The sequence below is a fragment of the Pectobacterium versatile genome (genome assembly GCF_020166435.1).
Classification (GTDB): Bacteria; Pseudomonadota; Gammaproteobacteria; order Enterobacterales; family Enterobacteriaceae; genus Pectobacterium; species Pectobacterium versatile.
The window spans coordinates 1-20,198 of the sequence record NZ_JAINZP010000018.1 but is presented as its reverse complement, the minus strand read 5'-3'; the positions used below and the strand labels follow the sequence as shown (position 1 = coordinate 20,198).

General features: G+C 53.6%; 14 protein-coding genes and 1 other RNA gene. 8 read left to right on the top strand and 7 right to left on the bottom strand.

The genetic code is table 11. The annotated features are described in order from the left end of the window. Positions 1 to 504 carry a ClpXP protease specificity-enhancing factor gene (gene sspB / locus K7X24_RS16930; RefSeq protein WP_224556061.1) on the top strand — a complete coding sequence of 168 codons (504 nt, stop codon included), beginning with the start codon at positions 1 to 3 and terminating at the stop codon, positions 502 to 504. 63 nt (positions 505 to 567) lie between these two features. Here the strand turns inward: sspB and K7X24_RS16925 are convergent, their stop codons facing one another. The 3 genes from K7X24_RS16925 to gltB all read right to left on the bottom strand — a co-directional run bounded on the left by K7X24_RS16925 (position 568) and on the right by gltB (position 7,495). Further along, a complete protein-coding gene (locus tag K7X24_RS16925) occupies positions 568 to 1,341 on the bottom strand; it encodes a (S)-acetoin forming diacetyl reductase (protein ID WP_224556059.1) in 774 nt (257 codons plus the stop codon). A 265-nt stretch (positions 1,342 to 1,606) separates the two neighbouring features. Continuing rightward, the gene (locus K7X24_RS16920) at positions 1,607 to 3,025 is read right to left on the bottom strand and encodes a glutamate synthase small subunit (RefSeq protein ID WP_103861643.1); all 1,419 of its coding nucleotides are present in this window, start codon (positions 3,023 to 3,025) and stop codon (positions 1,607 to 1,609) included. Between the two features lie 9 nt (positions 3,026 to 3,034). Then, on the bottom strand, positions 3,035 to 7,495 hold the full coding sequence (gltB, locus tag K7X24_RS16915; protein ID WP_224556057.1) for a glutamate synthase large subunit: 4,461 nt from the start codon (positions 7,493 to 7,495) through the stop codon (positions 3,035 to 3,037). Between the two features lie 651 nt (positions 7,496 to 8,146). On the opposite strand from gltB, the gene K7X24_RS16910 reads away from it, so the two are divergent. From K7X24_RS16910 to K7X24_RS16890, 5 genes are all read left to right on the top strand, one after another. Then, a complete protein-coding gene (locus K7X24_RS16910; protein ID WP_224556048.1) occupies positions 8,147 to 9,076 on the top strand; it encodes a TIGR01212 family radical SAM protein in 930 nt (309 codons plus the stop codon). A 119-nt stretch (positions 9,077 to 9,195) separates the two neighbouring features. Then, positions 9,196 to 11,565, top strand: coding sequence for an aerobic respiration two-component sensor histidine kinase ArcB (gene arcB / locus K7X24_RS16905; protein ID WP_224556040.1), 2,370 nt, complete (start codon positions 9,196 to 9,198; stop codon positions 11,563 to 11,565). A gap of 454 nt (positions 11,566 to 12,019) precedes the next feature. Further along, the gene (gene elbB, locus K7X24_RS16900) at positions 12,020 to 12,673 is read left to right on the top strand and encodes an isoprenoid biosynthesis glyoxalase ElbB (protein ID WP_224556144.1); all 654 of its coding nucleotides are present in this window, start codon (positions 12,020 to 12,022) and stop codon (positions 12,671 to 12,673) included. Beyond that, complete coding sequence (gene mtgA, locus K7X24_RS16895; RefSeq protein WP_224556039.1) at positions 12,670 to 13,404, top strand: monofunctional biosynthetic peptidoglycan transglycosylase; 735 nt, start codon at positions 12,670 to 12,672, stop codon at positions 13,402 to 13,404. The genes elbB and mtgA overlap by 4 nt, the downstream gene beginning before the upstream one ends. A gap of 276 nt (positions 13,405 to 13,680) precedes the next feature. Further along, positions 13,681 to 14,976, top strand: a complete 1,296-nt coding sequence (locus K7X24_RS16890; RefSeq protein WP_224556038.1) for an alginate lyase family protein — start codon at positions 13,681 to 13,683, stop codon at positions 14,974 to 14,976. A 124-nt stretch (positions 14,977 to 15,100) separates the two neighbouring features. On the opposite strand, the gene dolP is transcribed toward K7X24_RS16890, so the two are convergent. The 4 genes from dolP to K7X24_RS16870 form a co-directional block, all read right to left on the bottom strand. Further along, positions 15,101 to 15,673 carry a division/outer membrane stress-associated lipid-binding lipoprotein gene (gene dolP, locus K7X24_RS16885; protein WP_103861636.1) on the bottom strand — a complete coding sequence of 191 codons (573 nt, stop codon included), beginning with the start codon at positions 15,671 to 15,673 and terminating at the stop codon, positions 15,101 to 15,103. An 11-nt stretch (positions 15,674 to 15,684) separates the two neighbouring features. Next, positions 15,685 to 16,275 (bottom strand): DnaA initiator-associating protein DiaA, encoded by a 591-nt coding sequence (diaA, locus tag K7X24_RS16880; protein WP_005975525.1) that lies wholly within the window; start codon positions 16,273 to 16,275, stop codon positions 15,685 to 15,687. A gap of 188 nt (positions 16,276 to 16,463) precedes the next feature. Continuing rightward, entirely contained in the window at positions 16,464 to 16,820 is a 357-nt protein-coding gene (locus K7X24_RS16875; protein WP_039279491.1) for a YraN family protein, read from the bottom strand. Next, positions 16,817 to 18,835, bottom strand: a complete 2,019-nt coding sequence (locus tag K7X24_RS16870; RefSeq protein ID WP_224556037.1) for a penicillin-binding protein activator — start codon at positions 18,833 to 18,835, stop codon at positions 16,817 to 16,819. The genes K7X24_RS16875 and K7X24_RS16870 overlap by 4 nt, the downstream gene beginning before the upstream one ends. A gap of 61 nt (positions 18,836 to 18,896) precedes the next feature. Here K7X24_RS16870 and rsmI point away from each other — a divergent pair, with 61 nt between their 5' ends. After that, positions 18,897 to 19,784, top strand: a complete 888-nt coding sequence (gene rsmI / locus K7X24_RS16865; RefSeq protein ID WP_039493033.1) for a 16S rRNA (cytidine(1402)-2'-O)-methyltransferase — start codon at positions 18,897 to 18,899, stop codon at positions 19,782 to 19,784. Positions 19,785 to 19,809: 25 nt separating this feature from the next. Further along, positions 19,810 to 20,188, top strand: an RNA gene (gene rnpB / locus K7X24_RS16860) — RNase P RNA component class A. Positions 20,189 to 20,198: the final 10 nt, after the last annotated feature.

Here is a 20,198-nt window from a genome sequence, read left to right as displayed (position 1 = left end):
ATGGCGTTGTCTCAACTGTCTCCGCGTCGTCCGTATTTATTACGGGCTTTTTATGATTGGTTGTTGGATAACCAATTAACGCCTCATCTGGTGGTAGACATCACTCTGCCGGATGTTATGGTGCCGATGGAGTTCGCCCGTGACGGCCAGATCGTGCTGAATATCGCACCGCGTGCTGTTGGCGGCCTTGAGTTAGCTGATGACAGCGTTCGTTTCAATGCCCGTTTTGGCGGCGTGCCGCGCCAAGTTTATGTGCCGATGGCAGCCGTAATGGCGATCTATGCACGTGAGAACGGGGCTGGAACGATGTTTGAGTCCGAACCTGCTTACGAATCCGCAGGTGAATATGAAGATTTTCAGGAAGGTGCACCCTCTTCAGGGACGGTTGTGTCGATTGTCGATAGCTCACCTGATTCTGAAGCACCTGACGATGGCTCTGGTTCTGATGATGAACCACCGCAGCCGCCTAAAGGTGGCAGACCATCGCTACGGGTCGTGAAGTAATTTGTTTCCAAGGGCACCACTGCGGTGCCCTTTCTTATTTCGTATCGTTAGCCAAATATGCGGTTAACTGAACACCATTCCTCCATCAATCAATAACGACTGTCCTGTCATATAGTCGGAGTCATGGCTGGCTAGATAGGACACGCAGGCGGCGACATCTTCTGGTTCGGACAGACGGCCCAGCGTGATGCGTTTGGCGAATTCTTCCGTCGCATAGCCACGTGGTTTTCCTGCGGATTCAGAGATCTTCCGATCAATTTCATCCCACATTGGCGTTTTTACGATACCCGGACAGTAGCCATTGACCGTGATACCCAGCGGCGCTAAATCGCGTGCGGCAGTTTGTGTTAACCCACGAACCGCGAATTTACTTGAGCTGTAGACGGCGAGTTCGGGGTTGCCCACATGCCCAGCCTGCGAACAGGCGTTGATAATTTTGCCGCCGTGACCCAGGGATTTGAAGGCATCGAGCGCAGCCTGAATCCCCCAGATAACACCTTTGACGTTGATGTTATAAACGCGATCGACAACGTCTGGCGTGATGTCTTCAATCAGAGTTGAAGGGGCAATACCGGCGTTATTGACGATGACGTTAAAGTCACCAAAGCGCTCTTTGGTTGCGGCGACAGCAGCGAAAACGGCCTCACGATCCGCGACGTCAGCCTGTAGTGCGATGGCCTGCCCACCGGATTTTTCGATTTCCTGCGCCACACTGCGCGCGGTTTCTTGGTTATAGTCCACGATGGCGACGGCAAAACCGTCTGCCGCCAGTCTGAGAGCAATAGCGCGGCCAATACCTTGACCGGCTCCTGTTACAAGAGCCACTTCGACTGTCATATTTCCTCCTTAATGAAATCCAATCTCAATAAAGACAAATTAATGCCGGAGGTAAGTGTAGGTCTTTAACGTGATATTGCAGGGTTTATTACGAAAGGTTCTTTAGAACCCAGTGGAAAGATGAAGTTTTTATTAGATTGTCTGGTGTGATATTCCGCAGGGGGGAATATAGAGCTGATTACTATCGGCCGCTAACCGAAATTTCAGATCACGACGAAAAAAGAAAAGGGCAGCCAGCGCTGCCCTCAAGAGATGGGATGTGTTTCTACACTTCCAGATAGTTCATGATGCCGTCAGCGGCCTTACGACCTTCTGCGATAGCCGTAACCACCAGATCGGAACCGCGTACTGCATCGCCACCCGCAAAAATTTTCGGGTTGCTGGTCTGGAATGCGTTATCGCAACTTTCTGGTGCGACAATGCGACCTTGATCGTCCAGCTTGACGTCATGTTCTGCCAGCCACGCCATTTTGTGCGGACGGAAGCCAAACGCCATGATGACCGCATCGGCTTCCAGTACGTGCTCGGAACCTTCTACGATTTCAGGACGACGACGCCCGTTGGCATCCGGTGCGCCCAGTGCCGTACGCGCCATTTTCACGCCACACACTTTGCCCGCGCCATTGATCTCGACGCTTAACGGTTGCAGGTTGAATTTGAACTCGACGCCTTCTTCACGCGCGTTTTTCACTTCGCGCTTGGAGCCCGGCATGTTCTCTTCATCACGACGATAGGCACAGGTAACGTGCGTTGCGCCTTGACGAATCGAGGTACGCACGCAGTCCATCGCGGTGTCACCACCGCCCAGCACGACAACGCGTTTACCCTGCATGCTGATGTAAGGCTCGTCAACGGCGGCTTCAAAGCCCATCAGCTGCTTGGTGTTGGCAATCAGGAACGGCAGAGCATCGTAGACGCCCTGAGCATCTTCATTGTCCAATCCGCCACGCATAGACTGATAGGTGCCGACGCCGAGGAATACCGCATCGTACTCGTCCAGCAGCGCTTTCATCTGCACGTCTTTGCCGACTTCGATATTCAGACGGAATTCGATGCCCATCTCGGTGAAGATCTCACGACGTTTCACCATCACTTCTTTTTCCAGCTTGAAAGAAGGGATACCGAAGGTCAGCAGGCCACCGATCTCAGGATGACGATCGAAGACGACAGCTTGTACGCCACTGCGTGCCAGCACGTCGGCACACGCCAGTCCTGCCGGGCCCGCACCAATGATGGCGACGCGTTTGCCAGTCGGTTTGACGTTGGCAACGCTTGGCTTCCAGCCCATCTCTATCGCTTTATCATTGATATAGCGTTCGATGTTGCCGATGGTGACCGCGCCGAATTCATCATTCAGCGTACAAGACCCTTCACACAGACGGTCTTGCGGGCATACACGACCGCAGACTTCCGGCAGGCTGTTGGTCTGGTGCGATAACTCAGCCGCTTCGATAATGCGGCCTTCGTTCGCCAGCTTCAGCCAGTTCGGGATGTAGTTATGTACCGGACATTTCCACTCACAGTAAGGGTTGCCGCACGCCAGGCAGCGATCTGCCTGCGCTTTGGACTGGCTTTCTGAGAACGGCTCGTAGATCTCAACAAATTCAATTTTACGAATCTTCAGCGGTTTCTTGGGCGGATCAACGCGCTGTAAGTCGATAAACTGGTAAACATTCTGACTCATGATGACCTCTTACTGCGCCTGAACCCGCAGCTCGGCTGCGGAACGACTACGGTGACCCAACAATGCCTTCACATCACTTGACTTCGGTTTCACCAGAGCAAATTTCGGTGCCCAGGTCGGCCAGTTAGCGAGGATCTCTTCTCCGCGGTGTGAACCGGTATTCTGCACGTGCTCGGTGATCAGGCCACGAAGATGTTCTTCATGAATAGCCAGTTCTTCGACATCCAGCACTTCCACCAGTTCCGGGTTAACGCGTTTGCGGAATTCACCGTCTTCATCCAGCACGTAGGCGAATCCACCGGTCATCCCTGCGCCAAAGTTCACGCCAGTGCGACCCAGCACGCAGACGATACCGCCCGTCATGTATTCACAGCCGTTATCACCGATGCCTTCTACCACGGTGATACAGCCGGAGTTACGTACGGCGAAACGTTCACCAGCACGGCCTGCGGCAAACAGCTTACCGCCGGTAGCGCCGTAGAGGCAGGTGTTACCGATGATGCTGGCTTCGTGGCTGCGGAAGGCTGAACCCACCGGAGGACGTACGGAGATGCTGCCGCCCGCCATGCCTTTGCCCACGTAGTCGTTGGCATCGCCGGTTAATTTCAGCTCCAGTCCGCCTGCGTTCCAGACACCAAAGCTCTGTCCTGCGGTACCGGAGAAGTAAGCTCTAATCGGATCGCCAGCCAGCCCTTGATCGCCATGTTTCTCTGCAATTGCGCCAGACAGCGTCGCGCCGACGGAGCGATCGGTGTTACGGATATCGAAGTAGAGCGCTTTGCCCTGTTTCGAATCAAGGTGCGGCTGTGCTTGTGCCAGCAGCTCTTTGTTCAGCAAGCCTTTATCGAACGACAGATTGCTTTCAGTGCAGTACAGCGCTTTGCCTGGTTGAGGCTGTGCCGCGTGCAGCAACGGTGACAGATCCAGCTTGTTCTGTTTCGCAGTGAAACCGTCCAGTTCGACCAGCAAGTCGGTACGACCAATCAGGTCCACCAGACGGCTGACGCCCAGTTCTGCCATCAGCACGCGAGTTTCATGCGCGATGAAGTGGAAGTAGTTGGTTACACGTTCAGGCAGGCCGTGGTAGTGATCGCGGCGCAGCTTCTCATCCTGCGTTGCAACGCCCGTTGCACAGTTATTCAGGTGACAGATACGCAGGTATTTACAGCCCAGCGCAACCATCGGTCCGGTGCCGAAGCCGAAGCTTTCTGCACCCAGAATCGCCGCTTTGACGATATCCAGACCGGTTTTCAAGCCACCGTCCACCTGAAGGCGGATTTTGTGGCGCAGACCGTTGGATACCAGAGCCTGTTGCGTTTCAACCAGGCCCAGTTCCCACGGGCAACCTGCGTATTTCACGGAGGACAGCGGGCTGGCACCCGTACCACCGTCGTAACCGGCGATGGTGATCAAATCGGCGTACGCTTTGGCAACGCCCGTAGCGATAGTACCAACGCCCGGTTCGGACACCAGTTTTACCGAAATCATCGCTTTCGGGTTGACTTGTTTCAGATCGAAAATCAGCTGTGCCAGATCTTCGATAGAGTAAATGTCGTGGTGCGGCGGTGGTGAAATCAGCGTCACGCCAGGTACGGAATAACGCAGACGGGCAATGTACGGCGTGACTTTATCACCCGGTAACTGACCCCCTTCGCCCGGCTTCGCGCCCTGTGCCACTTTAATCTGAATCACATCGGCGTTAACCAGATAGGCTGGTGTCACACCAAAGCGGCCAGAGGCAACCTGCTTGATACGGGACACTTTATTGGTGCCGTAACGCGCTGGATCTTCGCCGCCTTCACCGGAGTTAGAGAAACCGCCCAGTCCGTTCATCGCCTCAGCCAGCGATTCATGGGCTTCGGGGCTGAGTGCACCGATGGACATGGCTGCGGTATCGAAGCGTTTGAACATTTCAGAGGCCGGTTCAACGTTGTCGATCGCGATAGCCGCGCCTTCTTGCGGTTTCAGTGCCAGCAGGTCGCGTAAGGTCGCAGCTGGGCGCTCGTTAACCAGTTTGGCGTATTGCTCGTAATCGCTGTACTCACCGGATTTCACTGCGGTTTGCAGCGTAGTGACAACATCCGGGTTGTAGGCATGGTATTCACCGCCGTGAACAAATTTCAACAGGCCGCCCTGTTCCAACGTTTTACGTTTCAACCAGGCACGCTTGGACAGGTTCAGCAGATCCTGTTCGAAGTCGCTGTAGTTTGCCCCGCCGATGCGGCTGACGACGCCCAGGAAGCATTGCGTCGAGACATCTTTATGCAGGCCCACGGCTTCAAACAGCTTGGAACAGCGATAAGACGCAATCGTCGAGATGCCCATTTTGGACATAATCTTGTACAGGCCTTTATTGATGCCGTTACGGTAGTTCAGCATCACGGCACGATAAGGTTTGTCGATGGTGTGGTTATCGACCATCCGCGCCAACGTTTCGTAGGCGAGGTAAGGATAGATAGCCGTTGCACCAAAGCCTAACAGCACGGCAAAGTGGTGCGGATCGCGCGCACTGGCGGTTTCAACAATGATGTTGGCATCACAGCGCAGGCTCTTTTCGACCAGACGGCGCTGAACCGCGCCCACGGCCATCGGCGCAGGGACTGGCAAGCGTGATTCGCTAATGCCACGGTCAGACAGCACCAGCAGAACGGCACCGTCTCTGACTTTGCTTTCTGCTTCGTCACACAGTTTCTCGATGGTCTGTTGCAGCGTTTGCTGTGACTGATCAAACGTCAGATCCAGCGTGACGGCACGATAGTGCAGCTCATCTTGTGAGGTCAGCTGTGTGAAGTCGGAGTAAAGCAGGATCGGCGATTTAAAGCTCAGGCGGTGAGCCTGGCCTTCCGCTTCACAGAAGACGTTCATTTCACGGCCAATGCTGGTCGCCAGAGACATCACATGCGCTTCGCGCAGCGGATCGATCGGCGGGTTGGTCACCTGCGCGAACTGCTGACGGAAGTAGTCATAAATAATGCGTGGACGGCTGGACAGCACGGCGAACGGCGTGTCGTCACCCATCGAACCGGTGGCTTCCTGACCGTTTTCACCCAGCACGCGAATGATCTGATCCAGCTCTTCGCTGCTGTAGCCGTACTGTTTTTGGTAGGTTTCCAGTAGCTCATCGTTGAATTCACGACTGCCGACCTGATCGTCTGGCAACTCTTCAAACGGTACCAGACGCTTAACGTTTTTCTCCATCCACTCTTTGTAAGGGTGGCGGCTTTTCAGATCGTCATCGGTTTCGGCAGAGTGCAGGATGCGGCCGCTGCGGGTGTCGATCACCATCAGTTCGCCAGGGCCAACGCGGCCTTTCTCAACCACTTCGTCCGGTTGATAATCCCAGATACCGACTTCAGAGGCGCAGGTGATCAGCTTGTCTTTGGTGATGACGTAGCGCGCAGGGCGCAGGCCGTTACGATCCAGGTTACAGGCAGCATAGCGCCCATCGGACATGACGATACCCGCTGGGCCATCCCACGGTTCCATATGCATGGAGTTAAAGTCGAAGAACGAACGCAGTTCAGGATCCATATCTGGGTTGTTCTGCCAAGCTGGTGGAACCAGCAGGCGCATCGCACGGATGATATCCATGCCGCCGCTCAGGAACAGTTCCAGCATGTTATCCAGCGAGCTGGAATCGGAGCCAGTTTCGTTGACGAACGGTGCGGCGTCCTGCAAATCCGGGATCAGCGGGGTTTTGAATTTATAAGCACGCGCACGTGCCCATTGGCGGTTACCCGCGATGGTGTTGATCTCGCCGTTGTGCGCCAGATAGCGGAACGGCTGAGCCAGCGGCCAGCGTGGAACCGTGTTGGTTGAGAAGCGCTGGTGGAACAGGCAAATTGCCGACTCCAGACGTAGATCGGCCAGATCGAGATAGAAGCGTGGTAGATCCGCCGGCATGCACAGACCTTTATAGATCGTGACCAGATTGGAGAAGCTACAAACGTAGAACTCTTTGTCTTCGATACGTTTTTCGATACGGCGACGCGCCATGAACAGGCGACGTTCCATATCACGTTGACGCCAGCCAGCCGGGGCGTTAACGAAAATTTGCTCAATACGCGGCATGGATGACAGGGCAATTTCCCCTAGTACATCCGGGTTGGTCGGAACTTCACGCCAGCCCAGTACGGACAGCGTTTCGTTCTGTAACTCTTCTTCTACAATCCGACGTGTGGCGCGAGCCAGCTCTTCGTCTTGATTGAGAAACATCATGCCAACGGCGTAGTTTTTGGCTAAACGCCAGCCGTGCTCTTCCGCCACCAGACGAAAGAAACGATCGGGCTTCTGAAGTAATAAACCGCAGCCGTCGCCAGTCTTGCCGTCAGCAAGGATTGCGCCACGGTGCTGCATGCGTGCGAGTGCGTGAATGGCAGTACGCACTACTTTATGGCTCGGCTCACCTTCTATATGGGCGATTAATCCGAAACCACAGTTATCTCTCTCTTGGGATGCATCGTACAACATGTTAGTGAACCTCCCCAGGCTCTGTGTGACTCTCACAACCTACTGCGAGAAAGCACCGTGGCGTTGAGCGGCTAGTATTACGCTCTCTTCTTCGGCCTCTCGTGACGGTCTCACAAGTGGTAAATGACTTGTTTTTAGAGGGAGTCTTCATTTACTGCATAAATATGACGAGTCGTGTGCCCGTCAGGAAAGCTTCCAGCGGATCCCCAAATTAGCGAGAAAGCCTGTTCAGGTCAAATACCAGTGTAAAATGTGCTGATAAGCGATAATTTTTAATTATATCTATGAAAGATAATGATTTTTTTAGAAAAACTATCTCGGTAAATGAATATGGAGTTTAATTGAAGTGTGAGCTGTATCACTATACAAAAGCGTGAGAACCCTTCTCCGTGCTATGTTCTTTCTGCGTCACAGCATATTGTGCTGTATATGGCTACTTTTAGATTTTATGAAACTATTTTTAAGTGTTGCTTCATCTTTTCATTAAGCGAGCATACGGGATAAGAAAAATTAATTAGCACCGATGTGAGTTTATTTTCACTAAAAGCGAATAAAAATTCATTTCATTGGGATGTGTGTGATTGATCGCGGTCATCGCGAAGGGAGCGAGAGAAAGGTAGTCTGCTGTTCCTCAAGGGAGCAGGTTAGAATATGCAATTGCAAAAATTAATCAATATGTTTGGCGGAAATCTTCAACGTCGCTATGGCGAGAAGGTTCACAAGCTGACGCTGCACGGCGGATTTAATTGCCCAAACCGTGACGGGACGCTGGGGCGAGGCGGCTGCACGTTCTGCAATGTGGCCTCGTTTGCCGATGAGCAGATGCAGCAACGCAGCATTGCACAGCAGTTGGAAGCGCAGGCGGGAAAGGTGAACCGAGCCAAACGCTATCTGGCGTATTTTCAGGCGTATACCAGCACCTATGCCGAGGTTCAGGTTCTGGAAAGCATGTATCAAGAAGCGCTGAAGCAGGCCGAAATGGTGGGGCTTTGTGTGGGCACTCGCCCCGACTGCGTGCCCGATGCGGTGCTGGATTTGCTGTCCCGCTATCACGAACAGGGTTACGAGGTCTGGCTGGAACTGGGGCTGCAAAGCGCATGTGACAAAACGCTGCACCGAATTAATCGCGGCCATGACTTCGCCTGCTATCAGGAAACCACCCGCCGTGCGCGTGAGCGCGGGCTGAAAGTGTGTAGCCATCTGATTGTGGGTTTACCAGGAGAAGACGCACGGCGCTGTTTATCGACGCTGGAGCAGGTTATCGAGACCGGCGTGGAAGGCATCAAGCTTCATCCTCTCCATATCGTTGAAGGCAGCACGATGGCGAAGGCCTGGCGAGCCGGAAGGCTGCCTGAGCTGGCGCTGGATCGCTACGTGGAGACGGCGGGAGAGATGATTCGCCATACGCCGCCGGATGTGATTTATCACCGCATTTCTGCCAGCGCCCGCCGTCCGACCCTGCTGGCCCCGCTCTGGTGTGAAAACCGCTGGACGGGAATGGTCGAGCTGGATCGCTATCTGCAAACGCATGGCGTACAGGGTTCCGCGCTCGGCACACCCTACCGCTACGCTAGTATGTAATGCGTCAAAAGACACGAGCAGTAGAGGTTGATATTTCGTGTTGTGAATCTACGGGGTAGCGCCGTATAAGCCGCTATTTTACGTTATGATGCGCGGGTTGGTGACTAAGGGAAATCGCTATGAAGCAAATTCGTCTGTTAGCTCAGTACTATGTTGATTTGATGGTAAAATTGGGGCTTGTCCGTTTTTCACTGCTGCTGGCCTCGGTATTGGTGCTGCTGGCGATGGTGGTGCAAATGGCGGTCACCCTGTTGCTCAGTGGGGAAGTCGAAAACATCGACGTCGTCCGTTCCATTTTCTTCGGGCTGTTGATTACGCCCTGGGCCGTTTATTTTCTCTCCGTGGTAGTGGAACAGCTTGAAGAGTCGCGCCAGCGGCTGTCGAAGCTGGTGGCAAAACTGGAGGAAATGCGTCATCGGGATCTGGAGCTGAATGTGCAGCTTCAGGAAAACATCGCGCAGCTCAATCAGGAAATCGCCGATCGTATCAAAGCGGAAGACGCCCGCGTGCTGGTGATGAGCCGACTGAAAGACGAGATGTCCCGCCGTGAACAGGCGCAGATTGAGCTAGAGCAACAGTCGGCGTTACTGCGCTCGTTCCTCGATGCCTCGCCGGATCTGGTTTACTACCGTAACGAAGAAAAAGAGTTCTCCGGCTGCAACCGCGCGATGGAGCTGCTGGTGGGCAAAAGCCAGAAGCAGCTCATTGGCCTGACGCCGCAAGATGTTTACGCCCCCGATATTGCCGAGAAAGTGATGGAGACGGATGAAAAAGTGTTCCGCCACAACGTTTCTCTGACGTATGAACAATGGCTGGTTTATCCCGATGGCCGTAAAGCCTGTTTTGAGCTGCGCAAAGTGCCGTTTTATGACCGAATGGGCAAACGTCACGGGCTGATGGGATTTGGACGCGATATAACGGAGCGTAAGCGTTACCAGGACGCGTTAGAGAACGCCAGCAGGGAGAAGACCACTTTTATCTCAACAATCAGCCACGAGCTTCGTACGCCGCTTAATGGCATTGTCGGGTTAAGTCGCATCCTGCTGGATACGCAACTTGACCCTGAGCAGCAAAAATACCTGAAAACCATCCACGTCAGCGCGATTACACTGGGCAATATTTTTAACGACGTGATTGAGATGGACAAACAGGAGCGCCGTAAGGTGCAACTGGACAACCAGCCGATCGATTTCATCGGTTTCCTGGTGGATCTGGAGAACCTCGGCGGCCTGCTGGCGGAACCGAAAGGCCTGAAGCTGATTATGGACCAGCACCAGCCTCTGCCGCAGAAGGTGATTACCGATGGAACGCGCCTGCGGCAGATTCTGTGGAACCTGTTGAGTAACGCGGTGAAATTCACGCCGAAAGGTGAGAACGGCAAAAAAGGCGAAATTGTGGTGCGCGTCTGGCATGAAAAGGGCGATCGTCTGCGCTTTGAAGTGGAAGATTCTGGTATGGGCATCCCGGCAGATGAATTGGAAAAAATCTTCGCCATGTATTATCAGGTCAAAGACCAGCACGGAGGGAAGCCAGCAACAGGTACGGGAATCGGTTTGGCTGTCTCGAAACGTCTGGCACAGAACATGGGCGGCGATATCCACGTTGCCAGCACACAAGGTAAGGGCTCCTGCTTCACGCTGACGGTTATTGCGCCGAGCGCCGATGAAGCGGGAAGCGGTATGGAAGACGATGATGATTTACCGCTACCAGCGTTGCACGTTCTGTTGGTAGAGGATATTGAACTGAACGTGGTCGTCGCGCGTTCAGTGCTGGAAAAACTGGGTAACAGCGTGGACGTCGCGATGACTGGGCAGGACGCGCTGGACATGTTCGATCCCGATGAGTTCGATCTGGTGTTGCTCGATATCCAATTGCCGGATATGACTGGGTTGGACGTGGCGCGTCAGCTACGCTCGCGCTATGGCAACCGTAGCCTACCGCCGCTGGTGGCGCTGACGGCGAACGTGCTGAAGGATAAACGCGAATATCTGGATGCGGGTATGGATGACGTGCTGAGCAAACCGTTGTCGGTGCCTGCGCTGACGGCCGTCATCAAACAATTCTGGGATACCCACACGGTGTGGACGGAAGAACCGATGGTTGAAGAAGGTGATGAAATGGCAAATGTAGAAGACGATCTGCTGGATATCCCGATGCTGGAACAGTATCTGGATTTGGTGGGGCCGAAATTGATCCACCAGAATCTGGATATGTTTGAACAGATGATGCCGGGCTATCTGGCGATTCTGGATTCCAACATGACGGCACGTGACCAGAAAGGCATTACGGAAGAAGGGCACAAAATTAAAGGGGCAGCGGGCTCCGTCGGGTTACGGCATCTGCAACAAGTTGCCCAGCAGATTCAGACTTCATCGCTACCAGCATGGTGGGATAATGTACAGGAGTGGGTCGATGAGCTTAAGCACGACTGGCGCCATGATGTTCAAGTATTACGTGATTGGGTAGTAAAAGCAGAGGAAGAACCCTGATACGGTCTGTTGCGCTGATTGTCCGTCTTGGCCACAAGGATGTGGTGAGTAAAACGGTTAGAAAAAATTTTTCGCATCACACGATATCATACAAAAAATGCAGAGAGACGTCAGATTAAGTGGTGGTTACGATTGAAGAGGGACGGGAATGCGGGAGAGCTTTGCACGTTTTCATATGGCAGAAAAAAATGACCCCGACCGAAGTCGGGGTGCGCGAATTATGCGCCAACACCAGGGAAAACATGCACCTGCATTTAGATCTCAGGGTTTGTAAACTCGCAAGTGCGGATATTCGTGTCTTAACTTACAGCCTAACTACTGTACATCTTTATCAAGCAACAAAATAGCAAATGTAGAAATCTTTGTTACAAGAATCATTAAAATGTGTGATGTAGATTAGTGTTTGTCAATTAAAAAATCAATTAGTTGATGTAATGAAATGAGGGAAAAGATGATGAAACGAGTCGGCATTGTCCTTAGTGGCTGTGGTGTTTATGACGGTTCCGAGATTCATGAAGCCGTATTGACGTTACTTGCGCTGGATCGCGCGGGCGCACAAGCGGTTTGCTTTGCGCCAGATAAGCCGCAATTACAGGTGGTTAACCACCTGACGGGTGACGTAACTGATGAGAATCGCAACGTTTTAGCAGAATCAGCACGGATCGCCAGAGGAAAAATCCAGCCGCTTTCTACCGCGAATGCACAAGACTTAGATGCACTGATTGTGCCGGGTGGTTTTGGCACTGCGAAAAATTTAAGTGACTTCGCAACGCAAGGAACGGCGTGTCAGATTGATGAAACACTGCAATTGCTCACACAGGAAATTTATAAGCAAAATAAACCAATTGGTTTTATTTGCATCGCACCTGCGCTGCTGCCGACGATTTTGGGTGTACCTGTTCGCGTAACCATTGGTAACGATATTGATACCGCTGAGGCCGTTGAGGAGATGGGCGGTATCCACGTTGTTTGTCCGGTTGATGATATCGTGGTTGATGAGGAACATAAAATCGTGACGACACCCGCCTATATGCTGGCTAACTCCATCAGCGAAGCGGCAAAAGGCATTGATAAACTCGTTGCCCGCGTATTGGATCTCACCGAATGAGGTGGAACCAAGGGCGCGGAGGCTTACTCACGTGGCTGAAGCGCCTGATTGTTCGGAGTGTGCTGGTTGTCATTGGTGCGTGGTTGGCAGGCATTGTGTTGTTTTCCTTCCTGCCCGTACCGTTCTCAGCGGTGATGGTCGACAGGCAGATCAGCGCATGGTTGAAGGGTGAATTCTCCTACGTTGCCCATTCGGACTGGGTTGCAATGGAGGCGATTGCACCGGAAATGGCGCTAGCGGTGATGGCGGCGGAAGACCAAAAATTCCCTCAGCACTGGGGCTTCGATCTTGATGCGATTGGCCAGGCACTGAAGCACAACGAGCGCAATACGCAGCGGATTCGCGGTGCGTCTACGCTGTCGCAGCAGATGGTGAAAAATCTGTTTCTGTGGGATGGACGTAGCTGGGTGCGCAAGGGGCTTGAGGCGGGTATTACCACCGGGGTTGAGCTGGTCTGGACGAAACGGCGGATTCTTACTGTGTATCTGAATATCGCTGAATTTGGCCCCGGGATTTTTGGCGTGGAAGCGGCCGCCAGACGTTATTTCAGCAAGCCTGCCAGCAGGCTGACAGCAAGTGAATCAGCCCTACTGGCGGCGGTGCTGCCAAACCCCATTCGCTTTCGTGCGAATGCGCCCTCTGGCTATGTTATTCAACGCCAGCAGTGGATTTTGCGCCAGATGAGGCAGATGGGCGGTGAAGCATTTTTGCGAGATAACAATCTGAATTAATTCGCTTTGTTCGTTATAGCCTATCCCATTAGGGCTATTTCATTTGCCATTTTGAACCTGGGCAGTGCTCGAAATCCTCACGTACTACGTGTACGCTGCGGTTTACTCGCTATGCTCGCCCGATGGGCCGGACTAGCGTCCGTTCAACATGCGCTGCATGTTGTCTGCGCGCTGTCCGTGTCCAAACTGGCTGCACCAATAACGCCTACTGGGACAGGCTTACTATACCGAGAAATTTTCGCGTTAACGGTCGTGTTTTCGACATCAGGAGAAAGTATGCGGTTACGTTATTGGTCAGGTTTACTGGTTGCATTGTGTTGTGTGGCTTCTGTTGCCCGTGCGGACACGGAGTCTAAAACGTCATCCCCCGATAATCCCTACGCCTTCTTGCAGCAGCCTCAGTTATCCTCGGTGAAACAGCAGCTACAGCAGAAAACGGAAAAGCCGCAGACGAGAATGGCGTACGAGCAGCTTATTTCGGAAGCCGATCGCGCACTGAAAATGGGTAACCCTAGCGTGATGGAAAAGAAATCCACGCCACCCAGTGGTTCAAAGCATGATTATTTGAGCCTCAGCGCCTACTGGTGGCCCGATCCCGACAAAGCTGATGGTTTTCCTTGGATTCGTCGTGATGGGCAGGTAAACCCTGCCAGCAAGGATGAGGAGACCGATGGGGTTAGGCTGGCAAAATTCACCGCTCAAACGCAGGCGTTGACGCTGGCGTGGTACTTCTCTGGCAAACAGGCTTATTCCGATAAGGCCATGTCGATGATCCGTACCTGGTTTATTGACCCCGCTACGCGCATGAACCCTAATCTCGACTTTGCGCAGGGTGTGCCGGGCATCGCGCCGGGCAGAGGCTCGGGCGTGCTGGACGGGCGCTATTTTTCCACCCGCATCGTCGACTCGCTGATTATGCTGCGTCACGCTCCGGGCTGGACGGCGCAGGATGAACAGCAGATGCAGACATGGATGAGCGATTATCTGCACTGGCTGCAAACCAGCAAACTGGGGAAAAAAGAGGCAACGGCCCAGAACAACCACGGTAGCTGGTATACCGTACAGGTTGCGGGGATCGCCTGGTATCTGGGGAAAATCGACGTGGTGAAATCCATGGCGCAATTGCAGCGAGAGAAATTGGATCACCAACTGCAACCAGATGGTGCCCAGCCTGAAGAACTGGCGCGTACCCGTTCCTTCCATTACAGCTACTTCAACCTTCAGGCGATAACAGATATGGCTATGCTGGCTTCCTGGGTCGGGGAGAATATCTGGCAGTACCAAACGCCAACGGGAAGCAGTGTGATAAAGGCGCTGGATTTTATGGCACCGTATCTGGATGAAAATAAAGCGTGGCCGCGCAAAACGATGGACAGGCAAAGCAGCCGTCTTATCCCGCTGTTATTGCAGGCAGAACGTGGCTTGAAAACGCCACGTTACCAGGCGCAAATCAAGCAGGCGGGTTTTGCGGAATTGCTTACCGGTGAGGCTGGCGCGCGTGATAAAGAACCGAGCCACATCAGCGTTGAAACCCGCCGTGCACTCTGGTTGCTTAACCCCGCTATGCCATAATTTTCTTGGGCCCCGATCTCATCGGGCAAAGATACGTGTCCCTGAACTGGGATAAAAAGCGCAGAGATAAAAAAACCGCTGATGGAGTCATCAGCGGTTTTTGTTTTTTAAAGAAAAAATCGCGTTATTGCAGGTAGGTGAAGGCCGTCGTGACGTGTTTCACGCTGCCAACTTTACTGGCGATTTCTGCGGCGGAGGTGCCTTCACGCTGTGTCACCAGACCCAACAGGAAGACTTCACCGTTTTCCGTTGTGACTTTGACGTTAGAGGATTTAACCGTGTCGCTTGCCAGGATCTGTGAGCGCACTTTGGTGGTGATCCAGGTATCCATGGAGGCGGTTCCCATTGAAACCGGCGTGCCTTGGCGGATCTCGTTGTAGACTTCGGCTGCCCCGTCCACGCCGAGGGCGATTTGCTTAGCCCGGCTTGCCATTTCTGTGCTCGGTGCCTGTCCTGTTAACAATACTTTCCCCTGATAAGCCGTTGCAATGATACGGGCCTCTTTTTTCAACTGCTCGTCTTTGCTGATTGCATTCGTCACGCGGACTTCCAGTGTGCCATCGTCAACCTGCGTGCCTACGGTACGCGGGTCAGTGGCCGTTTTGGTTGCCACAGCACTGCCAACAGCAACAACCCCGACACAGCCTTGTAGCAGCAGGGCGATAGACAGCACGGCAAATGCAGAACTTATCCTCATGTAGTGCTCCTTCAATCGTTCTGGTGTGGAAAAAGTGTGTTATCAATTAAATCGCACAGGCAATTTACTGTCAGCATGTGCATTTCCTGAATACGAGCACTGCGGTGTGACGGGATGCGAATCTCCACATCCTGCGGCCCGAGCAGCCCAGCCAGTTCTCCACCATCGTAGCCGGTCAGGGCGACAATCGTCATGTCGCGGGTAACGGCAGACTCTACGGCTTTAACAATATCGCGACTGTTGCCACGGGTTGAAATTGCCAGTAGTACGTCGCCAGCCTGACCTAACGCTCTGACTTGTTTGGCATAGACCTCTTCATGCAAACGGTCATTGGCTATCGCAGTTAAGACCACATTATCCGCATTAAGTGCGATAGCCGGTAAGCTTGGGCGCTCTGCTTCAAAGCGGTTAATCATGCTGGCGGCAAAATGCTGCGAATTGGCTGCTGATGTTCCGTTACCACAGCACAGAATTTTGTTGCCGTTTAGCAGAGACTGCACCATCGCAATCGCGCCGCGGGAAATGGCGTCTGGCAAGGCTTCTGCCGCTGCAATCTGCGTTTGAATACTCTCGGTAAAACAAACTTTTATTCTATCCAGCACGTTGAATTAACCTACGTAAATTGAAGTCCATCAAGGATAAGATATCCCAGAGTGGTATATCCGTCATACTTCGAGTTGCATGTACGTTGGCTACGTTTAGTCACCCGAATCACTTACCTGAGTAAGCTCATCGGGATTCCTTCTCTTGCCGCCTGCCTGAAACTCGAATTATTTAGGGTATAAAAATGTTAGCCCTGTGCGGCAAAGGCGTTAGGGAGCCAGTCGAACTGTTCGCCTGTAATTGCCAGCACGTCAAAACGGCAATCCACTGTGTCAAAGCTGGCACCTCGCTGTGCCAACCACACGGCGGCGGCATGCAACAACCGCTGCTGTTTGCGTCGGGTGACGCTGGCTGCGGCATCACCAAAATGGGCGTTGCGTCGATAGCGAACCTCGACAAATACCCAAATATGGCGATCTCGCATGATCAAATCCAGTTCACCGCCGCGCAGCGTAACATTCGCGGCGGTGAAGGTCAGGCCCGCACGTTCAAGATAACGCCGGGCCTGTTGTTCGTAAACTGCGCCAGCCGCTCGCTGATTCAGAGAACGGGTACCAGTTGGCCCTGACGATATTGCTGCCAGGTTAACTGCCGATTGATGGTGCAATCCGGCCCTGCGCTTAACATCCCCGTTGCGCCAGGAATCTGGTGACCCGGAATCTGGCGCATTTCACCAAAGTGGCTGGCGAGAGTCCAGGCATCCATCCCCATGGCATACAGACGGACTAACGAGTAATCGTTTTTAAACTGGCTGCTGACCTGCTGCATCAGCGCTGGGTTAGCGCCGGCTAACAGCGGGATATCGCTGAACTGCAACCCTTCCATTTCGAGGCGGAAGTCTGGCCCTAATCCAGCCTGGAAGCTACGTGAGCTGGCGTAGAGCGCCGGACGTGCACGTGACGTGGTGCGCATGTCGATCATTGGCTTAATCAGCGCCAGCTCATCTGGCGTTGCGATGATATAGACCGCATCAATGTTGCCACTGACGGACGAAGTGGACGTAGGCTGAACCTGAGAGGGAATGGTTAAGCCGCCGATGGTGGTGCCCGATGGTGCCTGCTGCTGCGACACGTTAACAGGCTGACCGCTCAGGCTTAAGCCCGCGCCACTATTGATGGCCTGTTTTAACTCCGCCGTGTTGCCAAAGCGCTGTTGCAGTGAGCTGGTACCGCTCTGCTGGTTCCAGGCCTGAGCGAAGGCGTTAATGATACGGTCGCCCAGAGCACCGCGAGGGGCTAAGACCAGCGGCTGTTGTTTACCCTGCTGATGGATAAATTTTGCCGCGTCTCGGGCTTCATCTTCTGGAGAGAGGGCGAAATAGCAGATGTTAGGGCTATTTTCGACGTGTTCCGGCTGGTTCAACGCCAAAATATTCAGCGGTGACTGGCTGTTCGCCAACTGATCCACTTCATTTTTCAGCAGCGGGCCGATGACCAGCGATGCGCCATCCTGCTGGGCCTGAGTGAGAATATTCGCCAGCGGTTGTGAAGACGTGTCATACACTTTGACCGGGAGCGAACTGGACAGCCCTGCGCTGGTCGCCTGTGCTTCCGGTGCAGGCGTCGGGGAGGCTACCGCCTGATCGCTGTACGGTGCGGGCGATTGGGTACTCTGACCCTCTGGCGATGGGGTGGCCTGTTCGGTTTGCGTGGCATCCGCTGAAGGTGCTACAGGGGCAGAGACGGCTACAGTGGCTATCTGACCGTTCTTTGCCGCGTTAAAGCCTTGCTGGATAGCATTGGCGAAAACCTGCGCCTGACCATTGAGTGGCAACAGCAATGCGATGCTGTTCACCGATGACTGCTGGTAGTTAATGACCTGATTCAACTGCGTAGGCAGCGTTTTTGCAGCAGGATGGTGCGGATAGCGGGTTTGCCAATCCTGAATCGCGCTCTTTAACTGATCGGGAGAAGTCCGGTTATCCTGATAGTTATTAAGCAGATCGACCCAGCCTTGCAGCACATTTTCATTCGCATTAATCAGCAGCGAGCTCGACTCCTGTGGCGGCATTTGCGTCAATGCCAGCCAGGTCTGATCGAGATTCATCTGATGCTCGTCGCCTTTCAGCAGCGGCTCTTGGGCGATATAGGCCCGCAGCAGCTCAATGGAAGGATGCCCTTGTGCTGTTTTGATTTGCGTTTGGTAGTAACGCTGTTTCTGCTGATCGGAAAGTGCGCCCACATCAAGCTGGCTCAGCGCCGCTTTGGCCGCATCCATATTGTTTTGGGCGACGGACAGTTCCGCACTGAGTAACTGCTGTTCTTGTTTTTGCGCCGCACTCAATTTTTCTGGCAGTGCGTTGAACTGCTGGCTTGCCTGAGGGGCTTTCCCTTCCTGTAGCAGGGAACGAATAGCAAGTAATTGCCAGTCAGCCTTGTTATTATCGCTACTTTGCTGCATCTGCTGCAGATAATAATCGGATGATGCGTCAGCTTTGCCCTGAACCTCGGGTGGCGGGCTCTGCGGTGCATGGCTTGGACAGCCAGCGAGAAACAGTGCCGCTAGCAAAACAGGGATAACACGCCCTGCCTGGGTACGGACGAAATGAAAGGGAAGCATACTGTATCCAGTGATTTTTTTTAAAGATGCTCAATATTAAATCGGCAACCCGGATGAAACAATGAATCAAGACCAACAAGCAGACATTTCTGCATCTACCCTCTACATTGTCCCCACGCCAATCGGCAATCTGGGCGACATCACGCAGCGTGCGCTGGCGGTATTGGCGAGCGTTGATCTGATCGCCGCAGAGGATACCCGCCATACCGGTCTGCTGTTACAACATTTTGCGATTAATGCGCGACTGTTCGCATTACACGATCACAACGAACAACAAAAAGCGGATGTGTTGCTGGCTAAATTGCAGTCAGGACAAAGCATCGCGCTGGTTTCCGATGCGGGCACGCCGCTGATTAACGACCCCGGCTACCATTTGGTTCGACGCTGCCGCGAAGCAGGCGTCCGCGTGGTGCCACTGCCGGGCGCGTGCGCGGCGATCACGGCGCTGTCCGCGTCTGGTCTGGCGTCTGACCGTTTTTGCTATGAAGGTTTTCTGCCCGCTAAAACCAAAGGGCGTAAGGATAAGCTGCGTGAGCTCGGGGAAGAAACCCGCACGCTGATTTTCTACGAATCCACACATCGTCTTTTGGACAGCCTTCAGGATATCAGCGAAGTGCTGGGAGCCGAGCGCTACGTAGTGTTAGCGCGCGAAATCACCAAAACCTGGGAATCTATCCACGGCGCGCCTGTGGGCGAACTGTTGGCCTGGGTGAAAGAAGATGAGAACCGCCGCAAAGGGGAAATGGTGCTGATTGTAGAAGGGCATCAGATTGATGACAGCGCGCTGTCAGCAGAAGCGTTGCGCACGCTGGCACTATTGCGTGCTGAGCTGCCGCTGAAGAAAGCGGCTGCGCTGGCGGCTGAAATTCACGGCGTGAAGAAAAACGCGCTTTACCGCTACGGGCTGGAGCAAGAAGGCGATAGCGGTGAATCGGGGGATGACAAGTAGGGTAATTTGCCCTATCATCCGCGCCGGAGTTGACCAGACAGTCGCCGCTTCACTGCCGTCCCTTTCGGGGGAGACAGGTGGAGGGGAGGAAAGTCCGGGCTCCATAGGGCAGGGTGCCAGGTAACGCCTGGGAGGCGCAAGCCTACGACTAGTGCAACAGAGAGCAAACCGCCGATGGCCCACGCAAGTGGGATCAGGTAAGGGTGAAAGGGTGCGGTAAGAGCGCACCGCGCGACTGGCAACAGTTCGTGGCACGGTAAACTCCACCCGGAGCAAGGCCAAATAGGGGTTCACATGGTACGGCCCGTACTGAACCCGGGTAGGCTGCTTGAGCCAGTGAGTGATTGCTGGCCTAGATGAATGACTGTCCACGACAGAACCCGGCTTAACGGTCAACTCCCTTCATCATAAAAC

Excerpts from the sequence above, each read along its gene's own strand:
- sspB (WP_224556061.1), top strand. The coding sequence starts at position 1 with ATGGCGTTGTCTCAACTGTCTCCGCGTCGTCCGTATTTATTACGGGCT.
- K7X24_RS16925 (WP_224556059.1), bottom strand. The coding sequence starts at position 1,341 with ATGACAGTCGAAGTGGCTCTTGTAACAGGAGCCGGTCAAGGTATTGGC.
- K7X24_RS16920 (WP_103861643.1), bottom strand. The coding sequence starts at position 3,025 with ATGAGTCAGAATGTTTACCAGTTTATCGACTTACAGCGCGTTGATCCG.
- gltB (WP_224556057.1), bottom strand. The coding sequence starts at position 7,495 with ATGTTGTACGATGCATCCCAAGAGAGAGATAACTGTGGTTTCGGATTA.
- K7X24_RS16910 (WP_224556048.1), top strand. The coding sequence starts at position 8,147 with ATGCAATTGCAAAAATTAATCAATATGTTTGGCGGAAATCTTCAACGT.
- arcB (WP_224556040.1), top strand. The coding sequence starts at position 9,196 with ATGAAGCAAATTCGTCTGTTAGCTCAGTACTATGTTGATTTGATGGTA.
- elbB (WP_224556144.1), top strand. The coding sequence starts at position 12,020 with ATGAAACGAGTCGGCATTGTCCTTAGTGGCTGTGGTGTTTATGACGGT.
- mtgA (WP_224556039.1), top strand. The coding sequence starts at position 12,670 with ATGAGGTGGAACCAAGGGCGCGGAGGCTTACTCACGTGGCTGAAGCGC.
- K7X24_RS16890 (WP_224556038.1), top strand. The coding sequence starts at position 13,681 with ATGCGGTTACGTTATTGGTCAGGTTTACTGGTTGCATTGTGTTGTGTG.
- dolP (WP_103861636.1), bottom strand. The coding sequence starts at position 15,673 with ATGAGGATAAGTTCTGCATTTGCCGTGCTGTCTATCGCCCTGCTGCTA.
- K7X24_RS16870 (WP_224556037.1), bottom strand. The coding sequence starts at position 18,835 with ATGCTTCCCTTTCATTTCGTCCGTACCCAGGCAGGGCGTGTTATCCCT.
- rsmI (WP_039493033.1), top strand. The coding sequence starts at position 18,897 with ATGAATCAAGACCAACAAGCAGACATTTCTGCATCTACCCTCTACATT.